The 2941-nt window shown below is 66.0% G+C and carries 3 protein-coding genes; 2 read left to right on the top strand and 1 reads right to left on the bottom strand.

Annotation, left to right across the window (positions count from 1 at the left end; genetic code table 11):
* On the top strand, positions 1 to 822 hold an 822-nt coding region (locus EOA29_RS17450; protein ID WP_245468481.1), incomplete at its 5' end, for a LysR family transcriptional regulator.
* Here EOA29_RS17450 and EOA29_RS17445 read toward each other — a convergent pair.
* Complete coding sequence (locus EOA29_RS17445; protein ID WP_126091487.1) at positions 780 to 1961, bottom strand: MFS transporter; 1182 nt, start codon at positions 1959 to 1961, stop codon at positions 780 to 782. The two genes, EOA29_RS17450 and EOA29_RS17445, sit on opposite strands and share 43 nt — an antisense overlap.
* Before the next feature lie 179 nt (positions 1962 to 2140).
* On the opposite strand from EOA29_RS17445, the gene EOA29_RS17440 reads away from it, so the two are divergent.
* Positions 2141 to 2734: a hypothetical protein gene (locus EOA29_RS17440; RefSeq protein WP_126091488.1), complete on the top strand. Its 594-nt coding sequence runs from the start codon at positions 2141 to 2143 to the stop codon at positions 2732 to 2734.
* The last annotated feature ends 207 nt before the right edge of the window (positions 2735 to 2941 follow it).

Raw genomic sequence — 2941 nt, 5'->3', positions numbered from 1 at the left:
CAGCCGACGCTCGGCCGCCACATCGGCGAATTGGAGCAGGCGCTCGGCGTCACGCTGTTCCGGCGCGGGCGGCGCGGCTACGAGCTGACGGAAGCCGGCAGCGTGCTCTATGAGCGCGGCCGGGCGGTCAGCGAGCAGGCCAATGCCTTCTCGCTGCTGGCGCTGGGATCGGTCGAGGCGATCGAAGGCACGGTGCGGATTGCCGCCTCGGAGGTGGTCGCGGCCTATGTGCTGCCGCGGTTGACGGCGCGCCTTGGCGAGGAGGAGCCGGGCATCGAGGTCGAGATCGTCGCCTCCAACCAGGTCGAGAACCTGCTGCGCCGCGATGCCGACATCGCCATCCGCATGGTCAGGCCGGCGCAGAACGAATTGGTGGCGCGCAAGGTCACCGACATTCGGCTCTGCCTGTGTGCAGCCCAATCCTATCTCGAGCGACACGGCCGGCCGGAAAAACCAGCAGACCTCGCCGATCATGCCCTGGTGGGGTTCGACCGCAGCGACGAGATCATTCGCGGCTTCGCCGCCTTCGGCGTTCCGGTCGGCCGCAGCCACTTCCGCTTCAGGACCGACAACCAGATCGTGCTCTGGGAGGCGGTGCGGACGGGCAATGGCATCGGCCTTGGCCAGAAGCCGCTGGCAGACCGCGACCCGGATGTGGAGACGCTGTTGCCGGAGGTTCCCTTGCCCGTGTTGCCGGTGTGGCTCGCCATGCACCGCGACGTGCGCACCAGCATGCGCATCCGCCGCGTGGCGGATTTCCTGCATGAGGAGCTGAAGCGCTATTCGGCCGGCGCTGGAGCGGGGGCGAACTCGGCCCGGTGAGCGAGGCTCGCCATCAACAGCACGACGACCAGCAGGCCGGAGAGCGCGACGAAGATCGGGCCGAAGCTCGATCGCTCGGCGACGAAGCCGATCGCCGACGGCGCCACCAGAATGCCCGAATAGCCCATGGTGGTGACGACGCTCATGCCGGTGCCGGAGGACATGCCTTCCTGGTTGCCGCCGGCCGAAAACAGGATCGGCACCATGTTGGCGATGCCGAAGCCGCAGAAGGCGAAAGCGGCAATGGCAAGATAAGGCGAGGGCGAGAGGCCCCCCACCAGCATGCCGGCGGCGGCGACAAGGGCCGAGCCGCGCAGCGTCGCCACGGCGCCGAAGCGGTTGCGCACGCCGTCGCCCAGGAAGCGCATCAGCGCCATGACGCCGGAGAAAGCGGCGTAGGCTAGACCTGCAATCGCAAGATCGGCGCCGAGCTCCTGATGGAGGTAGAGCGCCGCCCAGTCGAGCACCGCACCCTCGGAGACCATGGTGAGCAGCGCCATCAGCCCGACCAGATAGACGATTGGGTGGCGCGGCAGCGCGAATTTCTGGTGCTCGGCGACCCGAGGCCTGTCCTCGGCGACGAGGTAACGAATGGCAAGGGCGATGATGGCGAAGGCGATCACGGTCACCACGATGGCGTGGGCGAGATGGCCGTAATTCTGGATGGAGTAGCCGCCGAGCGCGCCGCCGGCGAAGCCGCCCAGGCTCCAGAAGCCATGCGAGGACGACATGATCGCGCGGGAAAGCCGGCGCTCGACGATAACGGCGTTGGAGTTCATGGCGACGTCCATGCCGCCGATCGAGCCGCCGAAGACAAGCATGGCGATTGCCGCCAGCGGCACGTTGGGCGCCAGCGCCACGACCAGCAGGCCGAAGCTGCCGCAGAGGCCGAACCAGCGCAGCACTGTGCGCGAGCCGTGCCTGGAAATGAGATGGCCGCACCAGGTCATCGCCATGACCGCGCCGACGCCGAACAAAAGAATCAGCAGACCGAGCGTGAATTTCGAAATGTCCAGACGGGTGAGGAACACCGGGATCTGCGGCGCCCAACTGCCGGTGAGGAAGCCATTGGCAAGGAAAATCCCGGCAACTGCCCAGCGGCCGCGCGTCGCGGATTGCATTGTGGTTTGCAGGCTCATGCTCTGAAATCCGGTGCGCCGCCCGATTTTTGCGGCAAATTAGATCGATTCAATCTTCAGTCAAGCGCTGCCGGCCGAAAGCGCTTGGGCCAAGCGCGTCGGCAATCCGGCGCTTCCCGCCCGCACCGGAACGCGGCACAGTCGCGGTGTCCATTCCCAAGACATCACAGGACCGCCGCATGACCGCTCTGTTTCCCGCCGAACTCGCCTGGTACGCCACCGGCCGCTTCTATCGCGCCAAGGATGGCGCAGTGGCCGACTACGGATATTTCCTGCATCTGCCTTTCCCCGACGTGCCGCTGTTCGACGGCAAGCGCGCCGAGACGGCAGCGCATTTCACTTTCGCCGCAAGGCCGTTCAAGGCACCGGGGATCGACAACGGCGCGCTGTCGCTCGGGCTCGATCCGGTGGGAGAGTTCTCGCTCTATCTGCAGCGCCGGCCGATGGGGACCTTCGACGATCCAGCTTCGTTCGAGCAAGGCGAATGCATCGCCACCTTCCGCCGCACCAGCCTGGTGGCGGGCACGACGGTCGCGGTCTCCGCCGGCACGACGATGGTGCAACTGATCGGCACCAACGTGTTCTCCGCGCGCCTGCTCGCCAGCACTGCGTTTGAGTTCGGCGGCGGCCGCCATGATCTGGCGAGCCATCTCGGCGAGGGCGTCACCCAGTTCGGCACCTCCGCGGCAACGCCGATCGTGCCGCCGCCGGCCGGTTATGATCTGGTGCTGCCGTTCACGGGGTCGGCCATAGCGTTGGGCCGAGCCGGTTAGGGGCCTCAACGCAGGATCGAGGGCTCCGCTAGAGCAGTTCACCGTTTCATGGAAACGGCGACCCGCTCTATCTCTTTGTTTTGACGCAATTCCGGACGGAAAACCGCTCACACTTTTCCTGGAATTGCTCTAGGAGCAGTTGACCGTTTCACGGAAACGGCGACCCGCTCTATCTCTTTGTTTTGACGCAATTCCGGACGGAAAACC

The organism is Mesorhizobium sp. M1E.F.Ca.ET.063.01.1.1 (assembly GCF_003998155.1).
In the GTDB taxonomy this organism is placed as follows: Bacteria; Pseudomonadota; Alphaproteobacteria; order Rhizobiales; family Rhizobiaceae; genus Mesorhizobium.
The sequence above is the reverse complement of the archived record's forward strand: the minus strand, read 5'-3'. Positions and strand labels throughout refer to the sequence as shown.

Coding starts and splice junctions, on each gene's coding strand:
- EOA29_RS17445 (WP_126091487.1), bottom strand. CDS start 1,961: ATGAGCCTGCAAACCACAATGCAATCCGCGACGCGCGGCCGCTGGGCA.
- EOA29_RS17440 (WP_126091488.1), top strand. CDS start 2,141: ATGACCGCTCTGTTTCCCGCCGAACTCGCCTGGTACGCCACCGGCCGC.